Raw genomic sequence first — 21,836 nt, 5'->3', positions numbered from 1 at the left:
TTTAACCCGTAAAGCCTTATCCCATCAAATAGAATATAATCATAACCACACCAGAAGCCCCTAATGCTAAAGGTAATATATTTTTACTATATTTAATATTTTTCCCTTTTTTCAAATATATCCAAAAACTTACAAGGATCATGGCTCCAAGCGCACTCATTTTATACTCCCAAGCTATTTGGCTTTTATAGATGAAAAAATAGTAAAATATCAACAAAATAAACGGAAATGAATTTAATAATTTTTTGTTTGCCATAACGTTGATTTTATGTCATCACAAAGATATTATTTTATTTTATATTCTCAAAATAAAACAAAACAACTCCGAACACAAAAAATGTATTCGGAGTTGTTTATTTTACTTATTTTTTAGCTTCTGAAAACGTTTATTTTCTTTCGTACATCGTTTTGCGAAGCTCTTGAATGTTTTTATCGTCCATATATTCGTCAAAAGTCATATAGCGGTCGATAACTCCGTTCGGGGTAAGCTCAATAATTCGGTTTGCAACGGTTTGAGCAAATTCGTGGTCGTGTGTGGTAAACAAAACATTCCCTTTAAAATTCTTCAACGAGTTGTTAAAAGCCGTAATACTCTCCAAATCAAGGTGATTGGTAGGTTCGTTAAGCATCAAAACGTTAGCACGAAGCATCATCATACGGCTGAGCATACAACGCACTTTCTCTCCTCCCGATAACACTGATGATTTTTTCAACGCTTCCTCTCCGCTAAACAACATTTTACCCAAAAATCCGCGGATATACACCTCTTCGCGTTCTTCTTCCGTTTTTGCCCACTGACGAAGCCAATCCACCAATGAATAATCGTTATTGAAATATTCCGAATTATCCACCGGAAGATATGATTGTGAGGTAGTTACGCCCCATTGGAATTTTCCGCTGTCGGGTTGTTGTTTTTCGTTCAGAATTTGGTAAAAAGCTGTCGTAGCTCGCGAATCTTTTGAAATGACAGCCACTTTATCGTCTTTCGCCAAGTTAATATCTACATTTTGGAACAAAATTTCATCATCAATAGAAGCCGAAAGGTTTTCCACGTGCAAAATTTGGTCGCCCGCCTCACGTTCTTTATCGAAAATAATGGCAGGATAACGACGCGATGAAGGTTTTATTTCGGCAATATTGAGTTTTTCCAACATTTTTTTACGCGAAGTAGCCTGTTTTGACTTTGCCACGTTGGCACTGAATCGGGCGATAAATTCCTGCAATTCTTTGGCTTTTTCCTCCGCTTTTTTGTTCTGTTGAGCACGCTGACGAGCGGCTAACTGGCTACTTTCATACCAAAAAGTATAGTTCCCCGAATAGTGGTTAATCTTTCCAAAATCAATGTCAGAAATGTGGGTACACACAGCATCTAAAAAGTGTCGGTCGTGCGAAACGACAATTACCGTGTTATCGTAATTTGCCAAGAAGTTTTCCAGCCAACCGATAGTTTCAAAATCGAGGTCGTTGGTAGGCTCGTCCATAATAAGCACGTCAGGATTTCCGAAAAGAGCCTGAGCCAAAAGTACACGAACCTTTAACTTTCCGTCCATTTCGCTCATTAAAGTGTAATGATCGCTTTCTGAAATACCAAGGTTAGAAAGTAAAGTAGCGGCATCACTTTCAGCGTTCCACCCATTCATTTCGTCAAATTGATGTTGCAACTCACCAATACGGTCGGCTTTTTCATCCGTATAGTCGGCATACAGTGCATCCATCTCCTGCTTAATCGCAGAAAGCACTTTATTTCCAAGAATAACGGTTTCCAAAACCGTAAATTCATCATAAGCATAGTGGTCTTGCTCCAAAACGGACATTCGTTTGCCAGGTTCAAGGATAACACGCCCACTGGTAGGCTCTATTTTTCCAGAAAGGATTTTTAAAAAAGTGGATTTTCCTGCTCCGTTTGCTCCGATAATCCCGTAGCAATTGCCCTGTGTAAAGGTTACATTTACCTCATCGAACAAAACTCTTTTCCCAAACTGAACCGATAAATTTGAAACTGTTAGCATTGTCTTTAAAAATTAAATCGGGTGCAAAGATATTACTAAAAATTGAATCTTTACTTGAAAAATGATATAAAATTTCGTGTTTTTCCATCGTTGAGATATGGTGCTTCCTGCAAAAAAATAATTAGAATTTATAAAAAATAACCTACCAATATATCTTTCATATCCTAAATTCAAAATATATTCACAGCTTATATTTTTATTTTTTCTATAAAAACACAAAATGTATATTATTAAAGAGGAATTTATTGTGCAAAAATAGTAAATAAATTATCTCTTAACAAGTTTATTTTCTTTTGACTCAAAGAAGTCGTACGAAAACTATGAGTCGTGTTGTTTTCTTCGGTAATGTTTAATGTCCAAGCATTATTTGTGAAAATTTCTTTCAGATGTGGAGTTTCTAGTTCAAACGAAAAACGTGATTCAAATTTGTCTTTCTTTTTTTCGATAAACATAAATTCTTTATTTGTCAAAGAAAAATTATTTCCATTTACAACTATTTGACAATTAATGATTTTGTGTATAGGTTTATCAGTATGAAAGCTAATATTTACTCGAGTATTTCCCTCTAAAGTTTGTTTACTTTTGAATGTAAAATCCATGAAGGCTTTTTCTTCGTTTCCTGTTAATTCAATGGGTTTTATAAAGTATAAAATTCCTTGTTCAGCAAAGAAAGATGCGTACAAATTTTTCCCTCCTTTACCCAAAGAGGAACAGCTAACCATCAGAATTACAGAAAAAAAGGCAAGAATGATTTTTTTTCTTTGCATAGCTTTATTGGTTTATGAGTATTTTTTTATCAATGTTATTTTTATCGGCTTCTTTTCGAAAAGACTCTTCTTCTTGTCCCGACACGATAATACAAAAAGTATTATTTTGGAGTTTTCTCAAATAAATAGCTGTGTAGGTTTTGTCACATCTGTAAGCAATGTATTTTACGTCTGTCGTTTCTTGAGTTTGCAGAATTTCACAATTTTCCGGAGTATCAATAAGTTTTTTTTCATCAAAAACAATTCCCGTAGGAATAGTTAAATATATTTTATTTGTACCAGATTCAATAGTTCGGAAAATAGGTAATTGTTCCTCTTTAAAATATGTTGAAAGCACTTGTCTATGTATTTCGTTATCAGGAACATTTTTAACGATGCGTTGATTGAATTCCAACGAATATTGAGCTATTCCAAAGAGATCGATAGATGATTTATTAGTTGATTTACAACCAATAAATATTAAAAATAAACCTACGAAAATCTTTTTCATTTCTTAAATAACTTTGAATTAATAAAAATAAAAAACTACCTGAAATCTTTCAGATAGTTTTAATGATTTTTTTTCGGCGATTACTCTCCTGTAACGATTGTTTCAAAAGTAACGATAAGCCCTAAAATGTTTTTTTGTTTAATATCAACAGTTGAAATTTTTGTGATACCTGCATTTTTAGCCGCTGTTTTGATACTTGCGTCAGCATCGAAGAAAAGTACTCCCAAATATCCAGTAGCTGTAGATGTTCCTGTTTTACTACCTACTGAATTACTTGTAGCGTTTACTGGTAATGTTAAAGAACAACTTGTTAAAGCTAATGCAAGTACTGAAGCTGTGATAAATTTTTTAAGCATAATTATTAAAATTTTAATAGTGAATCTTACTCTTTTGGATTTTCAGTTCCTCCCTGTTTTTAGTTTTCAGCTCTACGTGGGGGCAAATATATAAAAACAAATCAGAAACTTCAAAAAAAATTAACAAATTTAAGGTAATAACTTAACAAAGAATAGGATTATTAGTTAGTGTAAAATTTCACTACCCTACGAATGGCTCGTTCACAAACTGGACAAAATCCTTTAGGTACGTTTGATTTCATTCGGCAATCTTGTACTGGACTAAAAATTCCTTTCGAAACATAACCACCTCCCTCAAAAACGCCTATAACATCTCTATATTCAGCTGTTCGAGGTGTAGGAACAGGTGTTTTTTCGTGAACCATATCCTTCCATTTCTTATCAAAATTAATCATTGAAGTAATGTTTTCCTCCCACGGCTCTACATTGAGATTATAGTAGGAATCAAACGCTGTAGAAGTATAATATTCATCCGCTAAGCCTACTAATCCGTGTCCAAACTCGTGAACAAATACTTTATCAGACAAATCATGATCGGACGTAGCTAAATTCAAGTGATTGTAAAATCCACCTCCTCCGTAGGTTTTTGTATTTACCAAAATGTATATCTGATCATAGGGTACAAGTGAAGCCGCATCAGCTATAGCTGTCATATTATTGGTTGTTAAATATCGTTCCATATCAAATGTATAAAACGATGCATCGAAAGCCGTTTTTTTAAAAATATATTTCCCAGGAATGTCTGTTCCTGATTCTTGCGAAGGAACTCCTATCGCATAAACATTAAAATCTTTTTTGAGAACATCAAATGGCGGGATAGTAAACATATAATCGGTCATACGTTTTGCATCAGCATAGAATTTTTGCATTTCATCGGCTGTATATCCCTCTGCCAATATCACCAAATCAACTTTTTTAGATGGCTCACCGTTTTTGAGGATCTCTATCACAGGGTGTGTTGCTACTTTCTCTTTTTTGATGAAATAATCGGTACGTTTTATGGTTTTTTCAAGAATTTTATCAAAATTCCCTTCAGAATTTCGCTTATCAATATGTAATTTTAAGTTTTTTACAGGAAAAGGCACTTGAATAGCATGTGAGAATATTTTTTTTTCCGTTTTTGCAGCTTCTACGTGTAACCATTCACTAAAAAGGGAGTTAAACCCTTTTGAAAAAACTACTTTTTTAGTATCAATATCAATTAATTGTAATCGAAATGTTCCATAATTTGGGAATATTAGATTCTTTTTTGAGCCTCCCCAAAAAGGTTCTTGTTTGAGTTGCGTGACTATTACATCTAAGTTTTCTGAATCACCAATTAATTGAAAATCAACACGAAGACTTTTACTAAAGTCAAATACACTTTTGGATTGTGAATAGGATTGCACAAAAAATAAAAATCCGAAAATAAATAAAAAACGTCTCATCTAATAAAACTTTAATATATTTGTACCTCTATCTTTAGAAAAGAGCATGTCGAGATTTTTTAATGCGTTGTGCCACTCCTCTCTAAAGAGGAGCTGATAGTTCGCAGAAAAAAGATTTTTAAACAAACTCTTTTTTAAAGAAAACATCGTGTCAAATGTACTAATTAATTTCAAAAAAATCAAAAATATGACGAAACATATCGCTGTAATTCGAATGTCTGCTATGGGTGATGTTGCCATTAGTGTTCCTGTGCTTACTGCCTTTGCAGAGCAATATCCACAGATAGAACTTACCGTGGTTACGCGTCCTCTTTTTGCTCCGATATTTTCACATATACCTAATTGTAAGATATTTACTCCTGATCTGAAAGGAAAGCACAAAGGTGTTGTTGGTCTGTTTCGCCTGTACAAGGATTTAAAAAAGCAAGGGATTAACGTTGTTGCAGACATACATAATGTATTAAGAACCAATATATTAAAATTATTCTTCTGCCTATCTGGAACTCCTTTTGAACAGATTAAAAAGGGTAGAAAAGAGAAGAAAAACTTAATACGAAGTAAAAATAAAATTTTTAAACAGTTAAAACCTTCTTATGAACGTTATGCAGACGTATTTGCAGCCTTAGGCATGCCCATTTCGTTAGAGAAAAAATATTTTGCTCCTCAACCTAAATTGTCAAATTCTGTAAAAAATATACTTTCTAATGGAAAAAGAATAGGAATAGCACCTTTTGCGGCTCATTTAGGAAAGCAATATCCATTTGAAAGAATGAAAAAAGTGATTTTTGAGTTATCACAAAGCTATCCAAATGGTAAAATATACGTTTTTGGTGGGGGAAATCATGAAAAAGAAAAAATAAACGAGCTTATCGAACTAAAAAATGTAGAAAATATAGTTGGAAAATATAATTTTTCAGAAGAATTACAACTAATCTCCCGACTTGGTGTGATGGTTGCAATGGATAGTGGCAATGCACACCTGTCGGCTATGTACGGTGTACCCACCATTACACTTTGGGGTGTAACTCACCCTTATGCAGGATTTTATCCGTATCAACAACCAGTTGAAAATGCCCTTTTAGCAGATAGAAAACTCTATCCACTTCTCCCAACATCCATCTATGGGAATAAACATCCGAAAGGCTATGAAAACGCCATCACGACCATACAAATTGAAGATATTTTGAGAAAAGTAAAAGAGATTCTTGGGGAATAAAGGCTATATATTGGACTGATAAATATGGTTATATTCATTTGCTTACTCTGATATTTTTACTTTTATCAGTTCTGTATTCCCTTGATCGTCATCTGTAATAAGCACCAATTCAGAATCCTTTGCTGAAGTCGAAATGACCGCAACCGACTCTACTTTCAAGTTTTTTTCCAAGTTAGATATATTTCTAAATTTCAGCACTTTAGGTTTTTCAAAATCAGAAAAATCTAACAATCCGATAAGACTTCCCATGATTTCCCCATCATTGTAAGCATCATCCGTAGCTTCTACTGAAGCTGTGAAAACGAATGTTTGGTCTCTCAAAATAGTAGCTCCCGAAAAACCTGCTTCTACCCCTTCAATGGAAGGCAAAGGTACTCGTACGTAACTCAGATTTGGTTTTTCTTGAGTTTTTAAACTCTCCAAAAAATCCTGATAAAAGACTTTAATGATAACATTATTACTTCTGTTAAACAGGTACAAAAAACCATTAGCAAAGGCTGTAGCTTCGATGTTAAGTTCTTCATTTTTCAGTAAATCACTATTTCTAATAAGGTCATAAAAATCTGAAATTGAGTATTTTTCGACGATGATATTTTTATCTAAAAGCACTCGAAAAAACATATCACGCTGAGGAGACTTGGATCCCGAACCAAAAATTACTAATTCCTTTTCCGAAATTACTTCTAAAGTTTCGAAATCCATTTTTCTTTTCTTTTTAATACGATTTCCTTTGAAGTTTTCTTGATTTTCTTCATATAAAAGAATCTTTTTATCTAACTTAAAATCAGAATTAATAACGTATAAGTAGGGAGAGTCGTCACCTATGGCATATATTTTATTATTTATATATGCTACTCCCGAACCACTCGGGAAGTCAACTATTGTTTGGATGTTTTCTATGGAAATATTCATGTTTTTGGGTGTAAATGTACAGTTTATAAAAAAAAGAAATAAACTCAAAACAATTCGCATAATTCTAATTATTAATGTAAAACAAATCAATTTAAGGCTCTTAGGTTCTATTCCTAGATTCAGCTTACAAGAAGTAATGCTTTCGGAAATTACAAACAAGAATAGTTATCGATAGTATCAATTACTTTTTTCATCCGTTGCTCGTGGTTTCCTTCTAAAAGTATATACGATTTTTTATGTTGGTTGAGCATTTGTTTGAATTGCTGAAACATATATTCCCTTTCGTTGGGTTTGTCACGTAAATCATCGGGCAACCAAGGAACATCAATATAGGTTAGAAAAATGAAATCATATTGATTATCAATGGCATACTTCTCAATTAAAGGATCACATTTTCCGTAATAAATATAGGAATAGGTCATCAACTCAAACAAGTTAGTATCACAAAAAATAAATTCGTTTGCTTTTTTGATCAATTCATTTTCCATAACCATCTGTCCTTTTGCAATAGGAAGTAAATCCTCCCAATCACAACCTTCTCGTTTTTCGTCCCATTTTTGTTGTAAATATGTACGCATAAACTCAGGTACCCATTCCGTTTGGTACTTTTGAGCCAAAGCCTGACTGATAGTTGTTTTCCCCGTTGATTCAGGCCCTACGAATGTAACTCGACAGATGTTCGTTGCTGTTTGTTTAAGTTTTTTTTCCATTCAATGTATCCAAAAATAGCTATTACTGTGAATAATAAATACTGAAACGAAGTGAAAAACAGCCCTTTATATGCGTAAACAGGAACAGAAATTACATCGCCAATTATCCAAAAAATCCAGTTTTCTAACTTGCGTTTCGCCATGAGCCACATTCCTACTAAAAATATCGCCGTAGTAAAAATATCTACGCACTCTACCCAACTAAAATACTGAAAACCCATGACAATATTTTTTGTTGAAAATCCATTTTGGATATAGGGTTTTAGGTAATACACCGTTGTGACTAGTACGAAACTGAATAGAGCTAACAGAGAACAAACAAGTACATCATACCGAGTAGTTTTAGAAACATCCACATGAATGTGATCTTTACTGCTTTTTGTCCACAGTATCCATCCGTAAATACTCATTATGGTATAGTAAAAATTGATAAGCATATCTCCCCATAGAGTAAAAACAGCAAGTAAGTACGTGAATATCAATGTGCTAATAATCCCAGTAGGATATACCCAAATATTTCCTCTTTTGGCAAACCACACGCTGAGAAATCCAAAAATTACCCCAATAATCTCTAATGCAATCAAATGGGTATCAATACCTTTATACTGAGAAAAAAACCAATCAAAAATGAGGTTCATAGTCATGTCTGTCGGTCTTAACTATTTTCATATACATCAGTCCTATATCTACGAGTTCCATCGCTTCTTTAATTTCTACCATAAGTACCCTCATCACCTGATCATAGTCTCCATAAACTTGTGTACTTAGCGGATTTTCAAGTATTGTTAATCCTGAAGCTCGTAGTTTCTTGATAAAATGAATTATTGGTAGTTCAAAATCGTTCTGTAGTGGACTGAATGTTAGTTCTACTGATATTTTCATTTTTTCTCTTCTGTTTATGACTTTGTTATATTATAAATCTTTCTGATTGTTAAATATTTTTTCACTTACTGAGACTCTCGGCTTCGTATAGTTTTCTCGTATAATTCTTCATAGATAGGTATAATTTTTCGTTCATCGAAACGAGAGGCTGATATCTTAGCTTGTTGTTTAAACCGTTGTAAGCGTTCTTCATCTTCCAAAATATAAATAGCGTTTTTACTCATATCATCGACATCACCAATTGGACTTAAGAATCCTGAAAAACCGTTTTCATTCACCTCATGTAACCCACCTGCATTGGAGGAAATTACAGGTACGCCCGATACCATTGCTTCTAATGCTGAAAGTCCAAAACTCTCTGATTCTGAGGGAAGTAAAAATAAATCGGACATACATAAAATACGGTCTATGTCAAGTGTATTTCCTAAAAAAAGTACTTTGTCTTTAATTCCGAGTTGTTTACATTGATACTCCGCATGTTCCTTTTCAGGGCCGTCTCCCACCATGATAAGTTTGGCTGGTATTTTTCGCTGGATACGATAGAAAACATTTACCACGTCCGAAATACGTTTCACAGGGCGAAAGTTGCTAATATGCGTGATGATACGCTCTTCTTTTTTTGCCATAATAGAGCGTTTACACGGGATAATATTAGTTTCTTTTTCTACACTAATAAAATTCGGAATCACAACTATATCTTTTTCTATCTCAAAAAGTCGTAATGTATCTTGCTTCAAACTTTCTGAAACCGAAGTTACTACATCCGAAGCATTAATACTAAATGTAACAGCGTGTTTATAGTTTGGATGATTTCCTACTAAGGTAATGTCTGTACCATGAAGCGTGGTGACCATCGGAATATCAATACCTTCTTTTTTAAGCATCTGCTTTGCCATATATCCTGCGTAAGCATGCGGAATAGCATAATGTACATGTAGAATATCTATATCATAATTTTTAATTACATAAGCCATTTTGCTTGACAATGCTAATTCGTACGGTTGATAAAGAAACAACGGATACTCCTCCACATGCACTTCGTGAAAGTGAATATTTGCCTCTAAAAAATCCAAACGCACAGGAGAACTGTACGTTATAAAATGCACTTGATGTCCTTTACGAGCCAATACTAATCCCAATTCAGTAGCTACTACCCCACTCCCTCCAAAGGTTGGGTAACATACGATTGCTATATTCATTTTGAATGTTTTTATTCCAAAGCGTAAAAGTAGAAAAAAATGTCGATATAGCAGAAATTTTTCTTAGTATTTTATTTTTCCGTATGGCTAAAAGCAAAGTATCTAGGTTTCTTATTAGTTTCTTCAAGTGTAATTTAAAAAATTAAATGTAAGTTTAGAAGTCTTGTCTTTCTTTCGAGAGTTTATGTTTTCATAATTTCTAAATTCCATAAAATATTCAAAATTTCGGTAACCAAATGAATTTCAACCTTAGAAGTATTCAGTTGTTCTGTAGATAGAGATTTATAGAAAAATCCTGCTGTGAAAAAAAGAGCATGAGTTTTTTTGTTACACAAAAAAGGGATATTTTTGTCGCTCAATTTAATATAGTTTTAAGCAATGAAAAAGAATATTTTTTGTTTTATTTTAGGAGGAATGACTTTCTTCTTAGGGACGGCTCAAACTCAAAATCCTTCCCCTGATTTATACACAGCAAATAACAAAGGGAAATTTTTTATTTTTTGGGGAGGAAATCGCGGTTATTATTCCAAATCTGACATTCAATTTAAAGGAGAAAATTATGATTTTACAATTAAGGATGTAGCTGCCATTGACCGTCCAAAAGGTTGGCACATTGATTATATCAATCCACTTCGGATGACTATTCCTCAAACCAATGCTCGTATTGGGTACTTTATAAATAATAATTATGCCATTTCAGCAGGGGTTGACCACATGAAGTATGTTATGAAACAAGATCAAACTGTAAAAATGAATGGGTACATTAGAAACTCAGGTACAATTCATGACGGCGTTTATAACAATGTTGATAAACAACTTACAGAGGATTTTCTTACATTTGAACATACAGACGGACTGAATTATGTAACAATTGAAGCCTCTCGTGTTGATGATATTTCACGTTGGTTTGGTATTCGCAACACTGATTTTTTTCAAGCAAATCTGACCGAAGGAATTGGCATAGGAGCATTGTACCCTCGTTCCAATACCAAATTGATGAACAAGGAGCGTTATGATCAATTCCATATTGCAGGGGTTGGAGTAAGTGCTAAAGCAGGATTACATTTAGTGTTTTTTAAACATTTTATGATTATTGGAGAGTTAAAAGGAGGATACATCAACATGTACGATATTCGAACAACTTATGATATAGCCGATAAAGCTAATCAGACCTTTTATTTCTTTGAAACAATCATTGCTTTTGGAGGAATATTCAGATTGTAGTTTCCGGAAAAGAAAAAAGTTGTCCGAAAAATAAGAATCATAAAGATTCTACTTTCGGACAACTTCAATTATTATAGCAGAAAATTACAAGGTGTTTACATTATTCAAATCCTCAAACGCTTTTTTCAAACGAGCTACAAACGTTTTTTCGCCTTCTCTAAGCCATACGCGTGGATCGTAATATTTTTTATTAGGTACTTCCTCACCTTCTGGATTTCCAATTTGGCTCATTAGATAATCCTTTTTAGCTAAAACGTAGTCTCTAACTCCTTCTGTAAAAGCATATTGCAAGTCAGTGTCAATATTCATTTTAATTACTCCGTAAGAAATTGCCTCACGAATTTCCTCTACTGATGAACCAGAACCTCCGTGGAAAACGAAATCAACTGTGTTGTGAGGAACGTTATAATTTTTAGAGATGTATTCTTGAGAGTTTTTCAAAATTTTTGGTGTCAATTTTACGTTTCCTGGTTTGTAAACTCCATGAACATTTCCGAAAGCAGCTGCTATGGTAAACTGTGGGCTTACTTTCAATAACTCTTCGTAGGCAAAAGCTACCTCTTCAGGTTGCGTATAAAGTTTTGAAGATTCTACATCCGAGTTATCCACACCGTCCTCTTCACCACCTGTAATTCCTAATTCAATTTCCAATGTCATACCCATCTTACTCATTCTTTCAAGGTATTTTTTGCAAATTTCGATATTTTCATTCAGAGGCTCTTCCGAAAGATCAATCATATGCGAACTGAATAAAGGTTTACCCGTTTCTGCAAAGTGCTTTTCAGAAGCATCCAACAACCCATCAATCCAAGGGAGTAATTTTTTAGCACAATGGTCCGTGTGAAGAATAACGCTAACTCCGTAAATTTCCGCTAATTGGTGAATATGTTTTGCTCCTGCAACTGCACCAGCAATGGCTGCTTTTTGGTTTTCATTTGACAAACTTTTTCCTGCCATAAAAATAGCTCCTCCATTTGAAAACTGGATGATTACAGGTGCATTCATTTCTTTTGCTGTTTCCATTACAGCGTTAATTGTACTTGAGTTTACCACATTGACAGCTGGTAAAGCAAATCCTTTTTCTTTGGCATATTGAAAAACTTCTTGTACTTGTTTTCCAACGATTACGCCTGGTTTAATGTTATGTGCCATCTGTTATATAAAAAATTAATATTATAGTACTGTTTTCAAAAATCGTAACAAAGATATGAATTTTTGATTATATAATCAAACACAAATTCTATTTTCCTTTTTAAGCAGATTTATAAAAATAAACATGTCTAATTTTTTGTGTAAAATTCATTTTCTCTAACGTATTCAATACCAAAGGAATTTATAGAGCCTAGTATGCGTTTTGTACGCAAGTATCGGTTGGTATTAAAAGCGTCGTACAAAGGGTCATGTGGATAAAAACTTGCTATTTTGACATAATCCGAAGCATGTATGAATCTACCGTTTCCGAGATATATTCCTACGTGAGTTACACGCTCTTGAGGTTGTGACTCATCGGCTTTTGTTCCGAAAAATACCAAATCACCCACTTGAAGTTTAGAAAAATCACCCTTTTCATCGACCAATTTTCCTGTTTTTACTTGTTGTGATGAATCTCGTAAAAGGATTACCCCATGCATAAAGTAAATCAATTTGGTAAATCCACTACAGTCCAATCCTTTGGAAGAAGTACCTCCCCAAACATACGGAATACCCGCCATTTGTTGAGCTAATGACGCAATGCTTTGTTCTGTTAACTTTATATTATTCAGCCATTTATCAAAATGCACAGCATCATTCTTTTTGATGTATGCTTCTCTTCCATCAGGATATATTACTTTGAAAAAATTTCCTTTACGACCTTTCACTTCTAATATATTTCCCATCACTAAATCTGAAATAATAGCCGATTTCAATGAATTTTCTTTATAAGAATGGGTGTAGAGACTGGTAACGATAATTTTCCTCTTTTGATTATATTCTTTTAGTTCCGAGTGCGTCATTTCAACAATAGATTCTGAAATCCAACCTACATACCCCTCAGAGGTTTTGATTTTTCGCCAACCTTTATCTCTATTCAAAACCATTACTGGCATTCCTAATAGCACTTCAGTAACTATTTCGCTACGATGATTACTTTCAGCATGTATTTTCCCTACAGAATTATAGACTACACCCCATGTTTTCCCTTCAATAGGTTCGCAGTTTTCTGAAGAATTTTGTGCCGTAAGAAAACTAAATTTTATAGCACATATCATGCAGAATAGTATTATTTGTTTATTCATTTTCAGTTGTTTCGGATAATTGTCAAAATTACTGGTTAAAACCTACATTTTCAAAAAATAGATAGGCATCGTATTCCCTAAAAAGGACATAGTATAGAAAATTTAATGTTTTATATAGCCTCTTCGTAGTTATTTTTTACTTTTTTGACTGTAATAAATTCGTCAGATGAGCAAACGTACTCATTGAATTATCTCCGTAATGAATTGCTTGTTTAAAAGCATATTCCGATGATTTTGAGTCATTTAAAATTACGCATATTTCACCCATACGCCTCCAATAATGAAAATTATCATCCTCAATCAGTAGCGCTTTGTTGATATATTTTAGAGCCTTTTCATAATTTTTCTGTTTATAGTAAAAATCTGATAACGTAACCCATGCCTTACTCAATTGAGGATCTTCGTGAACGGCTTTCAGATAATAGCGTTCTGCCATTGAACAATCATTCATCTTTTCATAGCAACGACCTATGTGCAAGTATGTCAAAGGCGAAGCATCATCCAAGGTAAGTGTAATTTTGTAATTTTCAATAGCTTGGGTGTAGTTTTGTATTTTTTCCAATACCTTAGCTTTTTCGAAATATGCTCCTGTAAAAGTGTCATCACTTGCGATAGCAAAATTGAAGCAATTTAAGGCTTCCGTAAAATTTTCTTTGATAAGATGTTGCTTTCCAAGATAATGCCAAGCTACTTCACAATATGGATTTCTGTCTAAGTAGGCATTTAAAAAAGAAATTGCTTCATCATTTTCTTCCAAGATATCATAGCAGAATAGCAGTTGCTGCAATGACATATAATCTTCAATATCCTCCGTTAAACATTTTCTAAAGTATTTTTTGGCCTTTTCATAATTTTCAATGAATAAGTATTCCATAGCTATTAAAGCATAAATATCCACCAAATCATCTGTCAGAGGCAAGGCGAATTTCAAGAGTTCAATAGCTTTTTCATGGTCATTAAGTTTGGAATAAAGATTCGCTTTCTGCACATAAACCTCTGAATTATAAGGTTCTACTGCTTCGAGTTCGGCAAGTAAATGAGATGCTTGTTGCAAATTATCTTCAAAAATCATTACTTCAATCTCAAAGAGTTTTAACGAACTTGCTGACGGGTGTTGATTTCGACCAATTTGCAAAGCATGTTTTGCCTTAGTCATCTTACCTAATTCTAAATAATATTCTACAATTTCTTCAAATTCATCAACATCAAAGAAAGAAATATGATTTTTTTTCAACATTGACTCGAATTTCGATACAGAATAGTTTTCTTCTTCTGAGAAATGATGCATAAAATACTGCTTTATTTTAAATTTTATGGGTAAAGGTAAGAAAGTTAGTCTGAATAGTCAATTTTTTAGAGAATTATTTATTAACAGAAGTTTACAGCGAGAATATACAACCAAGAGTTAATAATAATACATCTTGTGATTTACTAACATTAAATTCAAAAAGAGGTGCTTAAAAAGTTGGATTTTTGCTCTAACTTTCTAAGCACCTCGTGTTTACTAAGAATTTAAAATTCCGGATTATTATTTTTCTTTCGTTTCGTTACCTCCGATTGGCTTTGCATCTTCAGGATTTTCACCTTTCAAATAAGTAGGTAGATTCAACCCTGCCATATTGAACAAGTCATTTAAAGGAGGAACAGTTTTCATCATCCCTGATACGAAATTAGCTGTTGAATTAGCTCCATTTTCGTTATTACCTGAATCCCAAACGGTAATTTTATCAATTTTGATATTTTTAACCGCTTCCACTTGTGTTTTAACCAATTCAGGAAGTTTTTCAATTAATAGTAATTGGAAAGCTTTTGTAGGATCACCACCAGCAGCTCCAACCACATCTCTATATCCTTCAGCTTGTTTGGTTAAAATTTCGAACAAACCTTTAGCTTCGGCTTCCATTTTAGCATAAATCGCATCGGCTTCCCCTTTAGCTTTCTCACGAATACGTTCAGCTTCAGCTTGAGCTTCTATAATAGCTTGTTGTTTAGCAATTTCCGTTGGAACGATGATATTTGCAATTTGCGTTGAGCGTTCTCTTTCCGAACGGGCTAACTCTGCTTTTTGTTCTGCTACATATGCTTCCTCTAAAGCTTTTGCTTGTTGCACTTTCTCTGCAGTAATTGCAATACGTAACGATTCAGCTTCTTTTTCACGTCGCAACGCTTCTGAGTTTGCAATGGCTATTTTAGCTTCATTTTCCCCTTTTATGGCTACCGCATTTGCTTCTGAAATTTTAATACGACTATCTCTTTGAGCTTCAGCTCTACCTATTGATTCAAACTTTTCAGCCTCGGCAATACCAATTGATTCATCTTTTTTGGCCTCTGCAATGCTGATTTCTTTATCTTTTTGGGTGATAGCGATTCTTACGTCTCTATCTCTGTGGGTTTCAGCAATTTGAGTGTCTTTTTCTCGATCAGCGATTGCTTTTCCTGTTTCCCCTATTTTTTCTTGTTCAGCAACACTAATTTTTGCCTCGTTGATGGCTTTTGCAGCAGCTTCTTTCCCTAATGCTTCAATATATCCCGACTCATCTTTGATGTCCGTAACGTTTACGTTTATGAGCTTCAAACCTATCTTTTTAAGCTCACTATCAATATTTTTAGAAATATTATCTAAGAATTTATCACGGTCTGAATTGATTTCTTCGATAGTCATGGTAGCAATTACCAAACGCAACTGACCAAATAAAATATCTTTTGCTAACTCTTGAATTTGCTCAGGCAACAATCCTAACAAACGTTCCGCAGCAGCATTCATATTTTCGGTTTCAGTTGAGATTGCAATCGTAAAACGACAAGGTACATCCACGCGAATATTCTGACGTGAAAGAGCGTTCGTTAAATTCGCTTCGATGGAAAGTGGACGTAAGTCTAAATACGCAAAGTCTTGAATTACAGGCCAAACGAAAGCTCCTCCTCCGTGGATACACTTGGCTGAACTACCTCCTGTTTTTCCATAAATCACGAGAATTTTATCAGACGGACAACGTTTGTAACGTGCCACTAATGACGAAATTGTCACGAAAATGACAATTGCAAAAATTACAATCAGCGTAATGGGAGTTAATGTTTCCATAATGGTATAGTTTTATTATTCATTATTACGATTTTATGACTTCCATTTTTGTATTATCATTACTTTATTATAGCAAATTCAATATTTATTATTGATTTCAGCCGTGGGAGAATTCTTTACTATAAATTTTAAAATATTATTTTTCAGTATCTCCTTTTAGCTTTAAGAAATTCGCCATAAATAATAATAATCTCTAAAAAAGAGATTATTAAATCTTGAATGACATCAAAAAATATCACATTCTTACATAATCTCATATTTTATTGCGAAAACGAAAAGTCGAAAGCCGAAAATCAAATACTTTTGATATTTTAAATTGAAAAATCTTCATGGGTCCGATTCTTCTAAGCCTTCTTTTAATTTGCTTAGTAAGGGCTATTTTCAAGCCCTTACCTCATAAACTATTTATTATCAGTTATTCTATAGTGAAAAATGTTTTGAATGTGAGATAACTTTTGGAAAATCAATTATTTATTGTTTAATACTTTCGAATAGAGCATTCATTTTTTCTTTTTCCTCTTCAGCGAGAGCTGCATCTACTAAAATTCGTCCGCTGTGTTCATCGGTGATGATTTTTTTACGAGTAGCTATCTCAACCTGTACCTGCGGAGGAATCGTAAAAAATGAACCTCCCGAAGCTCCACGCTCCACAGGAACTACAGCCAAGCGGTTCACAACGCTACCTCTAATGCGTTGGTACGCTTTTAGTAGACGTTCTTCAATTTGTTCCGCAAATTCAACTGCTTTTTCACGTAGAATAGCCTCTTCTTTCTCTGTTTCAGCTAAAATGGAATTTAATTCTTCTTTTTTATGTTTCAGGTGAGTTTCTCGTTCTGATTTTTTGTTCTCGATTTGTTTGATACTTTCTTTTTTCAAATCCACTTGAGCCTTGAACTCTTTGATGCGTTTTTCGGCTAATTGAATTTCTAATTCTTGATATTCAATTTCTTTTGTGATTGAGTTGTATTCACGGTTGTTGCGTACGTTTTTCTGTTGAGCAACATATTTTTTTATCAAAATTTTAGCCTCTTCAATTACATTTTTCTTTTGGGTAATGCCCGATTGTAATTGCTCTAACTCTTCTTTGAATTTTACTAAGCGACTTTTGAGACCCTCCACTTCGTCTTCTAAATCAGAAACTTCTAACGGAAGTTGTCCACGAACGTTCTGTAACTCATCAATTTGTGAGTCGATTAGTTGTAAATCATACAACATTCTTAGTTTTTCTTCTACTGTAATCTCGGCTTTTTTTGTCATATCTATTTAGTAATACTTGATGGGATTTGTGTTTATCTTGGATAAAATAATGGCAAAGTTAGGAATTTTTTTTGTAAGATAATCAAATAAAAGTAATTTTGTGTATTGTTCACTTTCAAAATGTCCTATATCGGCCAGTAATAGTTGTTTTTCTGCTTTGAAGAAATCGTGATATTTGAAATCGGCACTTACAAAAGCATCAACTTTTGCAGCTTTTGCAGCATCGATGGCAAACGCTCCGCTACCTCCTAAAACGGCTACTTTTTGAATCATTTTGCCCGTTAGTTCGCTATAGCGTACACAACTTGTTTGCATTTTATCTTTTAAGTGGTAAAGAAAATCGTTTTCGGTCATCGGTTTTGAAAACTCGCCAACAACTCCCAATCCAATATGTTGATGAGCATTTTCCAATACATATACTTCATAGGCAATTTCCTCGTACGGATGGCTTTCACGCAAAGCATTTAGTACCTTGCTTTGTAGATGTTTTGGGAAGATAACCCCAATTTGGGTTTCATCTTCTTTGTGTAGTATATTTCGCTCTCCAACAGTCGGGTTTGAGGAATCATTGCCTTGAAACGTACCTTTTCCTTCTAAATTGAAACTACAATGGCTGTAATTTCCAATATTTCCAGCACCTGCGTCAAATAAAGCTTCTCGCACGATATCGGATTGATTTTTAGGAACATATGTTATTAATTTACGTATTGTATGCTTCTGTGGAATCAATATACGAGTGTTTCGTAGTCCTAAAGCTTCACAAATAGCTTCATTTACTCCAAAAAGAGTATTATCCAAAGCTGTATGCATACTATAAATAGCAATATTATGTTGAATAGCTTTGATGACCACACGTTCAACATACGTTTTTCCTGTCAAACTTTTTAGCCCATTAAAAATGATTGGATGAAAGCTAACTATAAAGTTACATTCTCTGCTAATAGCTTCATCAACAACCTCTTCGGTAGTATCTAAGGTTATCAAAACTCCTGTAACATTCATTTCAGCATCCCCTACCAATAATCCGACATTGTCAAAATTTTCGGCATAGTCAAGAGGGGCTAACTGTTCCAACCGTTGGATGATATGCTTTACTTTCATAATTTTTATATAGATAATAGGACTGTCCAAAAAATTAATACTGAATATAAATCAGATTTTACCAACTTATTTTTATTATGTTATAAAAGACTGATAAAATCTGACTTTTCGGACAGTTTTTAGACATGTTTAAAAATTTCACACATTGTATAAAGGCGAAGTTTTAAAGGTGAGAAACAATGTCTTTCATAAATTTATAAATTGTCACATAGAAACTTAGGAGAAGTTCTGTACTATCAGAAGTCAAACACCTTAGTATGAGTAACTATACGTTGAAACGGAAATGCATTATGTCTCCATCTTTAACGATGTATTCCTTCCCTTCTACACGCATTTTTCCTGCTTCTTTGACCTTACTTTCGCTTCCATAATGTATAAAATCATCGTAGGCAATTACTTCAGCACGAATAAATCCGCGTTCAAAATCAGAGTGAATCACACCCGCTGCCTGTGGAGCAGTATCCCCTTTATGGATAGTCCACGCTCTTACTTCTTTCACTCCTGCCGTGAAATAGGTTTGTAAATTTAGTAATTTGTATGCTGCACGGATAAGTTTTGACGCTCCTGGTTCGTCCAATCCTAAATCTTCCAAAAACATTTGACGCTCTTCATAACTTTCTAGCTCTGTGATATCAGCTTCAGTAGCCACTGCTAATACGATTACTTCTGCATTTTCGTTTTTAATAGCATCACGAACCTGTTCCACATATGCATTTCCAGATTTAGCAGAGGCTTCATCTACATTACATACGTATAGTATTGGTTTGGCAGTCAAAAGCTGAAACGAATCCATCAGTTCTCGTTCATCATCAGATACCTGTACAGCACGAGCTGAATTTCCAGATTCTAATGTTGTTTTGATACGATTTAACAATTCTTGTTCTTTGGCAGCTTTTTTGTCACCAGCTTTAGCAGCTCGGTTTACTTTATCAAGGCGTTTTTCTACAGTTTCTAAATCTTTGAGTTGTAGCTCTACATCAATGGTGCCTTTATCGCGGATTGGATTTACACTTCCATCTACGTGAACGATGTTGTCGTTCTCAAAGCAACGCAACACGTGAATGATAGCATTACACTCACGAATATTTCCTAAAAACTGATTTCCTAAGCCCTCGCCCTTACTAGCTCCTTTCACTAACCCTGCAATATCTACAATTTCAACTGTAGCGGGTTGCACACGCTCAGGATTTACGAGTTCTTCCAATTTCTGCAAACGTGGGTCGGGAACATTCACCACACCTAAGTTAGGTTCGATGGTGCAAAATGGAAAATTTGCACTCTGTGCTTTTGCATTTGATAAACAATTAAATAAGGTGGATTTGCCTACATTTGGTAATCCTACAATTCCTGCTTTCATCTGTGTTATATTTAATTAGGGGTAAGTGAATAGTTAATGTTTCTATACACTGCTACTAAACGCTTTTTTTCAAGTTTGCAAAAGTAATAAAAAATATGGTACAACAAAACAATAAAATTTTAACATTTTATATACGTGTGAATCAAGGGAATATAAAAGACAAAAAAATTACTCTTTCAGTAATTCAAATGAAATATTGACATTAGCTCTAATTTCAATCACACCAACAGCTATTGTACTGTTGATAACATCGTTTTTTGCAAACATAGCAACGTTTTCAAAACGCGGTGCATTAGAATTCAATTCGCTTATAAACAACGCTTTACCAATGTTTTGTTCTAAACTAACGGCATAAAATAACGCTTTTTGACGTGCATTGTAAATTGCTAATGATTGTGCTTCACGTATGAATTTTTCTCTATCTTTAACATCAAACGTTACGCTGTTTATTTCATTAACTCCTGCTTCAAATAAACATTCCATCAACCATTCGTACTTAGAAATATCTTCCAATTTAATATTTATGCCTTGGGAGATGTAATATTTATTTATATGTTTCTCATAATTATAATGTTTTCTCAAGGATACATGACTAGTTTGGAAGTTAGATTTGGGTAATTCATCGGCTAAAGTGTGTAGAACTTTGGCTACGGCTTCTTCGTTTACTTTTTTTAGATGTTTTACATTATCTCCTTCATTTTCAACGTTTAAAGATATGTATACAATATCAGGAGATACAGTCACAACACCTTCACCCACAACGGTTACGCTTGGAACAGATTGTGCTATCATAGTCAAAGGAATAAAAAATAATATTAGCAAAAATGATTTCATATTTGTATGTTTCAAATTATTTGTTTCACGTAAGAAATATTCTATTTTGATACGGATTGTATTTGCTACATCAATCGTTTTCTAAACACAAACAATAAGACGATAGGTACTAACATACCTATAATCAATAGAGGTTGAGTTGTAATCAAATGAGGTTTGAGTATTAATGCATAAAGTAATCCACCAACAGCGCCTCCAAAATGAGCCGAATGACCGATGTTTCCTGACCTTGTTTTCATACCATAGATGGAATAAAGCAAATACCCAATTCCAAAAATATAGGCAGGCATTGGGATGAAAAATACAAAAATCAACATATTGGGAGCAAACAAGATGGAGGCATACAAAATTCCCGTAACCGCTCCACTGGCACCAACGGCAGAGTAATAAGGTTCATTTTTATGAAAATATAAGGCAAAAATATTACCCAAGAGTAGCGCGAGAAGATATGTTATCACAAATGACAATACTCCCACATTGTAAATAACTACATTGGCAAAGAAAAAAAGTGTTAGCATATTGAAAATCAAATGTTGCCAATCGGCATGTAGGAATCCACTGGAAAACATCCGAACATATTCTCCTCGTTGAACATCACGGACATTGAATTTGTATTTTTCAAAAAAAGTATAGTTCTTAAACCCTTGCATTGAGAAGAGGGCGTTTGCTCCTATGATAATAAGAGTGATTAAATGTAAATCTCGCATATTGATTTTGATTTTTTCGGTCAAATATAA

The 21,836-nt window shown here is 33.9% G+C and carries 22 protein-coding genes; 2 read left to right on the top strand and 20 right to left on the bottom strand.

Features of this window, described 5'->3' with window-relative positions; all coding sequences use genetic code 11:
• Positions 1-16 precede the first annotated feature (16 nt).
• From CGC52_RS00490 to CGC52_RS00465, 6 genes are all read right to left on the bottom strand, one after another.
• Positions 17-256 (bottom strand): hypothetical protein, encoded by a 240-nt coding sequence (locus CGC52_RS00490; protein ID WP_042345219.1) that lies wholly within the window; start codon positions 254-256, stop codon positions 17-19.
• A gap of 130 nt (positions 257-386) precedes the next feature.
• Complete coding sequence (locus CGC52_RS00485) at positions 387-2,009, bottom strand: ABC-F family ATP-binding cassette domain-containing protein (protein WP_095893125.1); 1,623 nt, start codon at positions 2,007-2,009, stop codon at positions 387-389.
• Between the two features lie 242 nt (positions 2,010-2,251).
• Positions 2,252-2,776, bottom strand: a complete 525-nt coding sequence (locus CGC52_RS00480; protein ID WP_095893124.1) for a hypothetical protein — start codon at positions 2,774-2,776, stop codon at positions 2,252-2,254.
• 4 nt (positions 2,777-2,780) lie between these two features.
• Positions 2,781-3,266: a hypothetical protein gene (locus CGC52_RS00475; RefSeq protein ID WP_042006628.1), complete on the bottom strand. Its 486-nt coding sequence runs from the start codon at positions 3,264-3,266 to the stop codon at positions 2,781-2,783.
• A gap of 80 nt (positions 3,267-3,346) precedes the next feature.
• Positions 3,347-3,622 (bottom strand): TRL-like family protein, encoded by a 276-nt coding sequence (locus CGC52_RS00470; protein ID WP_095893123.1) that lies wholly within the window; start codon positions 3,620-3,622, stop codon positions 3,347-3,349.
• 161 nt (positions 3,623-3,783) lie between these two features.
• Complete coding sequence (locus CGC52_RS00465; RefSeq protein WP_095893122.1) at positions 3,784-5,049, bottom strand: M64 family metallopeptidase; 1,266 nt, start codon at positions 5,047-5,049, stop codon at positions 3,784-3,786.
• A 187-nt stretch (positions 5,050-5,236) separates the two neighbouring features.
• Here CGC52_RS00465 and CGC52_RS00460 point away from each other — a divergent pair, with 187 nt between their 5' ends.
• On the top strand, positions 5,237-6,265 hold the full coding sequence (locus tag CGC52_RS00460; RefSeq protein WP_095894407.1) for a glycosyltransferase family 9 protein: 1,029 nt from the start codon (positions 5,237-5,239) through the stop codon (positions 6,263-6,265).
• Between the two features lie 42 nt (positions 6,266-6,307).
• Here the strand turns inward: CGC52_RS00460 and CGC52_RS00455 are convergent, their stop codons facing one another.
• From CGC52_RS00455 to bshA, 5 genes are all read right to left on the bottom strand, one after another.
• Positions 6,308-7,177 carry a hypothetical protein gene (locus tag CGC52_RS00455; RefSeq protein ID WP_095893121.1) on the bottom strand — a complete coding sequence of 290 codons (870 nt, stop codon included), beginning with the start codon at positions 7,175-7,177 and terminating at the stop codon, positions 6,308-6,310.
• Positions 7,178-7,326: 149 nt separating this feature from the next.
• On the bottom strand, positions 7,327-7,887 hold the full coding sequence (locus tag CGC52_RS00450) for an AAA family ATPase (RefSeq protein WP_095893120.1): 561 nt from the start codon (positions 7,885-7,887) through the stop codon (positions 7,327-7,329).
• Positions 7,833-8,525, bottom strand: a complete 693-nt coding sequence (gene pnuC / locus CGC52_RS00445) for a nicotinamide riboside transporter PnuC (RefSeq protein ID WP_095893119.1) — start codon at positions 8,523-8,525, stop codon at positions 7,833-7,835. The genes CGC52_RS00450 and pnuC overlap by 55 nt, the downstream gene beginning before the upstream one ends.
• Positions 8,509-8,769, bottom strand: a complete 261-nt coding sequence (locus CGC52_RS00440; protein WP_095893118.1) for a hypothetical protein — start codon at positions 8,767-8,769, stop codon at positions 8,509-8,511. Before CGC52_RS00440 ends, pnuC begins: the two co-directional genes overlap by 17 nt.
• A 65-nt stretch (positions 8,770-8,834) precedes the next feature.
• Positions 8,835-9,968: an N-acetyl-alpha-D-glucosaminyl L-malate synthase BshA gene (bshA, locus tag CGC52_RS00435; RefSeq protein WP_042009464.1), complete on the bottom strand. Its 1,134-nt coding sequence runs from the start codon at positions 9,966-9,968 to the stop codon at positions 8,835-8,837.
• A gap of 378 nt (positions 9,969-10,346) precedes the next feature.
• On the opposite strand from bshA, the gene CGC52_RS00430 reads away from it, so the two are divergent.
• Complete coding sequence (locus tag CGC52_RS00430; RefSeq protein ID WP_042009465.1) at positions 10,347-11,192, top strand: hypothetical protein; 846 nt, start codon at positions 10,347-10,349, stop codon at positions 11,190-11,192.
• A gap of 84 nt (positions 11,193-11,276) precedes the next feature.
• Here the strand turns inward: CGC52_RS00430 and fbaA are convergent, their stop codons facing one another.
• From fbaA to CGC52_RS00385, 9 genes are all read right to left on the bottom strand, one after another.
• The gene (fbaA, locus tag CGC52_RS00425) at positions 11,277-12,344 is read right to left on the bottom strand and encodes a class II fructose-bisphosphate aldolase (protein ID WP_042009466.1); all 1,068 of its coding nucleotides are present in this window, start codon (positions 12,342-12,344) and stop codon (positions 11,277-11,279) included.
• 128 nt (positions 12,345-12,472) lie between these two features.
• Positions 12,473-13,468 carry a C40 family peptidase gene (locus CGC52_RS00420; protein ID WP_095893117.1) on the bottom strand — a complete coding sequence of 332 codons (996 nt, stop codon included), beginning with the start codon at positions 13,466-13,468 and terminating at the stop codon, positions 12,473-12,475.
• A gap of 136 nt (positions 13,469-13,604) precedes the next feature.
• Positions 13,605-14,756: a tetratricopeptide repeat protein gene (locus tag CGC52_RS00415; RefSeq protein WP_042009485.1), complete on the bottom strand. Its 1,152-nt coding sequence runs from the start codon at positions 14,754-14,756 to the stop codon at positions 13,605-13,607.
• Positions 14,757-14,996: 240 nt separating this feature from the next.
• The gene (locus CGC52_RS00410) at positions 14,997-16,550 is read right to left on the bottom strand and encodes a flotillin family protein (RefSeq protein ID WP_042009467.1); all 1,554 of its coding nucleotides are present in this window, start codon (positions 16,548-16,550) and stop codon (positions 14,997-14,999) included.
• Positions 16,551-17,021: 471 nt separating this feature from the next.
• A complete protein-coding gene (locus CGC52_RS00405) occupies positions 17,022-17,807 on the bottom strand; it encodes a zinc ribbon domain-containing protein (RefSeq protein ID WP_042009469.1) in 786 nt (261 codons plus the stop codon).
• Positions 17,808-17,813: 6 nt separating this feature from the next.
• Complete coding sequence (locus tag CGC52_RS00400; protein WP_095893116.1) at positions 17,814-18,908, bottom strand: Nif3-like dinuclear metal center hexameric protein; 1,095 nt, start codon at positions 18,906-18,908, stop codon at positions 17,814-17,816.
• A 265-nt stretch (positions 18,909-19,173) separates the two neighbouring features.
• A complete protein-coding gene (ychF, locus tag CGC52_RS00395; RefSeq protein ID WP_095893115.1) occupies positions 19,174-20,265 on the bottom strand; it encodes a redox-regulated ATPase YchF in 1,092 nt (363 codons plus the stop codon).
• A 168-nt stretch (positions 20,266-20,433) separates the two neighbouring features.
• The gene (locus CGC52_RS00390; protein ID WP_232751822.1) at positions 20,434-21,057 is read right to left on the bottom strand and encodes an SIMPL domain-containing protein; all 624 of its coding nucleotides are present in this window, start codon (positions 21,055-21,057) and stop codon (positions 20,434-20,436) included.
• A gap of 107 nt (positions 21,058-21,164) precedes the next feature.
• Positions 21,165-21,806: a rhomboid family intramembrane serine protease gene (locus CGC52_RS00385; protein ID WP_095893113.1), complete on the bottom strand. Its 642-nt coding sequence runs from the start codon at positions 21,804-21,806 to the stop codon at positions 21,165-21,167.
• Positions 21,807-21,836 lie beyond the last annotated feature (30 nt).

This window comes from Capnocytophaga sp. H2931, assembly GCF_002302535.1.
Lineage (GTDB): Bacteria > Bacteroidota > Bacteroidia > Flavobacteriales > Flavobacteriaceae > Capnocytophaga > Capnocytophaga canis.
This window is presented reverse-complemented; position numbering and strand designations above follow the sequence as displayed.

Excerpts from the sequence above, each read along its gene's own strand:
- CGC52_RS00490 (WP_042345219.1), bottom strand. The coding sequence starts at position 256 with ATGGCAAACAAAAAATTATTAAATTCATTTCCGTTTATTTTGTTGATA.
- CGC52_RS00485 (WP_095893125.1), bottom strand. The coding sequence starts at position 2,009 with ATGCTAACAGTTTCAAATTTATCGGTTCAGTTTGGGAAAAGAGTTTTG.
- CGC52_RS00480 (WP_095893124.1), bottom strand. The coding sequence starts at position 2,776 with ATGCAAAGAAAAAAAATCATTCTTGCCTTTTTTTCTGTAATTCTGATG.
- CGC52_RS00475 (WP_042006628.1), bottom strand. The coding sequence starts at position 3,266 with ATGAAAAAGATTTTCGTAGGTTTATTTTTAATATTTATTGGTTGTAAA.
- CGC52_RS00470 (WP_095893123.1), bottom strand. The coding sequence starts at position 3,622 with ATGCTTAAAAAATTTATCACAGCTTCAGTACTTGCATTAGCTTTAACA.
- CGC52_RS00465 (WP_095893122.1), bottom strand. The coding sequence starts at position 5,049 with ATGAGACGTTTTTTATTTATTTTCGGATTTTTATTTTTTGTGCAATCC.
- CGC52_RS00460 (WP_095894407.1), top strand. The coding sequence starts at position 5,237 with ATGACGAAACATATCGCTGTAATTCGAATGTCTGCTATGGGTGATGTT.
- CGC52_RS00455 (WP_095893121.1), bottom strand. The coding sequence starts at position 7,177 with ATGAATATTTCCATAGAAAACATCCAAACAATAGTTGACTTCCCGAGT.
- CGC52_RS00450 (WP_095893120.1), bottom strand. The coding sequence starts at position 7,887 with ATGGAAAAAAAACTTAAACAAACAGCAACGAACATCTGTCGAGTTACA.
- pnuC (WP_095893119.1), bottom strand. The coding sequence starts at position 8,525 with ATGAACCTCATTTTTGATTGGTTTTTTTCTCAGTATAAAGGTATTGAT.
- CGC52_RS00440 (WP_095893118.1), bottom strand. The coding sequence starts at position 8,769 with ATGAAAATATCAGTAGAACTAACATTCAGTCCACTACAGAACGATTTT.
- bshA (WP_042009464.1), bottom strand. The coding sequence starts at position 9,968 with ATGAATATAGCAATCGTATGTTACCCAACCTTTGGAGGGAGTGGGGTA.
- CGC52_RS00430 (WP_042009465.1), top strand. The coding sequence starts at position 10,347 with ATGAAAAAGAATATTTTTTGTTTTATTTTAGGAGGAATGACTTTCTTC.
- fbaA (WP_042009466.1), bottom strand. The coding sequence starts at position 12,344 with ATGGCACATAACATTAAACCAGGCGTAATCGTTGGAAAACAAGTACAA.
- CGC52_RS00420 (WP_095893117.1), bottom strand. The coding sequence starts at position 13,468 with ATGAATAAACAAATAATACTATTCTGCATGATATGTGCTATAAAATTT.
- CGC52_RS00415 (WP_042009485.1), bottom strand. The coding sequence starts at position 14,756 with ATGCATCATTTCTCAGAAGAAGAAAACTATTCTGTATCGAAATTCGAG.
- CGC52_RS00410 (WP_042009467.1), bottom strand. The coding sequence starts at position 16,550 with ATGGAAACATTAACTCCCATTACGCTGATTGTAATTTTTGCAATTGTC.
- CGC52_RS00405 (WP_042009469.1), bottom strand. The coding sequence starts at position 17,807 with ATGACAAAAAAAGCCGAGATTACAGTAGAAGAAAAACTAAGAATGTTG.
- CGC52_RS00400 (WP_095893116.1), bottom strand. The coding sequence starts at position 18,908 with ATGAAAGTAAAGCATATCATCCAACGGTTGGAACAGTTAGCCCCTCTT.
- ychF (WP_095893115.1), bottom strand. The coding sequence starts at position 20,265 with ATGAAAGCAGGAATTGTAGGATTACCAAATGTAGGCAAATCCACCTTA.
- CGC52_RS00390 (WP_232751822.1), bottom strand. The coding sequence starts at position 21,057 with ATGATAGCACAATCTGTTCCAAGCGTAACCGTTGTGGGTGAAGGTGTT.
- CGC52_RS00385 (WP_095893113.1), bottom strand. The coding sequence starts at position 21,806 with ATGCGAGATTTACATTTAATCACTCTTATTATCATAGGAGCAAACGCC.